This is a genomic window from Paracoccus sp. (in: a-proteobacteria) (assembly GCF_030536915.1).
In the GTDB taxonomy this organism is placed as follows: Bacteria; Pseudomonadota; Alphaproteobacteria; order Rhodobacterales; family Rhodobacteraceae; genus Paracoccus.
The window spans coordinates 42,856-44,103 of the sequence record NZ_JAUNPC010000014.1 but is presented as its reverse complement, the minus strand read 5'-3'; the positions used below and the strand labels follow the sequence as shown (position 1 = coordinate 44,103).

At 67.2% G+C, this 1,248-nt stretch carries 2 protein-coding genes; both read left to right on the top strand.

Translation table 11 applies throughout. The features are described from left to right. The first annotated feature begins 58 nt into the window (after nucleotides 1-58). Nucleotides 59-544, top strand: coding sequence for an AsnC family transcriptional regulator (locus Q4F04_RS04345; protein WP_303368605.1), 486 nt, complete (start codon nucleotides 59-61; stop codon nucleotides 542-544). Nucleotides 545-556: 12 nt separating this feature from the next. Beyond that, on the top strand, nucleotides 557-1,248 hold a 692-nt coding region (locus Q4F04_RS04340), incomplete at its 3' end, for a radical SAM protein (protein ID WP_303368604.1).

Genomic DNA, 1,248 nt, shown 5'->3' with positions numbered 1-1,248 from the left:
TGAAGGTGATGCTGTTTCCCAAGCTGGAAGAATATTTCATCGGCTTCCGGGTGCAGGCATGACCCCGCTCGACGCCATCGATCGCAACCTCATCAAGGCGACGCAGGCCGGGCTGCCGCTGGTCGAGGCCCCCTACGCCGCGGTCGCGGAAGCCATCGGGCTGACCGAGGCCGAGGTGATCGCCCGCCTGTCCGCGATGCAGGACCGCGGCATCATCCGCCGCATCGCCGTCGCCCCGAACCACTATGCGCTGGGCATGACCGCCAACGGGATGAGCGTCTGGGACGTGGCCGACGACCGCATCTCGGAACTGGGGCAGCGGATCGGGGCTTTGCCCTACGTGACCCACTGCTACCAGCGCCCGCGCGCCCTGCCCGACTGGCCCTATAACCTGTTCGCCATGCTGCACGGCGAGAGCCGCGAGGAAGTCGAGGCCAAGCGCGGCGAAGTGTCCCTGATCCTTGGGGATGCCTGCCGGGGCCACGATATCCTTTATTCGACCCGCATCCTGAAGAAGACCGGGCTGCGCCTGCGCGATGAATGAAAGGGGCCGCCGATGTTCCGCCTGACCCAGTACATGCACCAGCTTGTGGACCCCACGCCCGTCCGGCGGAGGGGCACGCCCGGTTCGGTCAAGCCGGTGGTGATCTGGAACCTGACCCGCACCTGCAACCTCAAGTGCCGGCACTGCTACACGGTCAGTTCGGACCACGTTTTTCCGGGTGAGCTGACGCATGAGCAGGCCCTAGGCGTCCTCGACGACCTGTCGGCCTTCCGCATCCCCGCGCTGATCCTGTCGGGGGGCGAGCCGCTTTCCCGCTTCGACTTCTGGGACCTGGCGGAACGGGCGCGGGAACTGGACTTCCGCCACCTGTCGCTGTCCACCAACGGGACAAAGCTGGGCGAGCCGGGCGTGGCCGACCGCGTCGCGGCGCTGGGCTTCGACTATGTCGGCATCTCGCTCGACGGGATCGGCGCCACGAACGACTGGTTCCGGGGGGTCGAGGGCGCCTTCGCCAATGCGCTGGCGGGCGTGCGCGCCTGCAAGGCGCGGGGCGTCAAGGTAGGCCTGCGCTTCACCATCACCAAGGACAACGGCGAACAGTTGCCGCAGATGCTCGACCTTTGCGAATCCGAGGGGGTGGACAAGTTCTACCTGAGCCACCTCGTCTATGCCGGCCGGGGCGACAAGCACCGGGGCGAGGACCAGGAGCACGCCCATACCCGCCGCGCCATGGACCTGCTGAT

What these genes read in the sequence shown, in the direction of transcription:
- Q4F04_RS04345 (WP_303368605.1), top strand. Translation starts at nt 59, where the DNA reads ATGACCCCGCTCGACGCCATCGATCGCAACCTCATCAAGGCGACGCAG.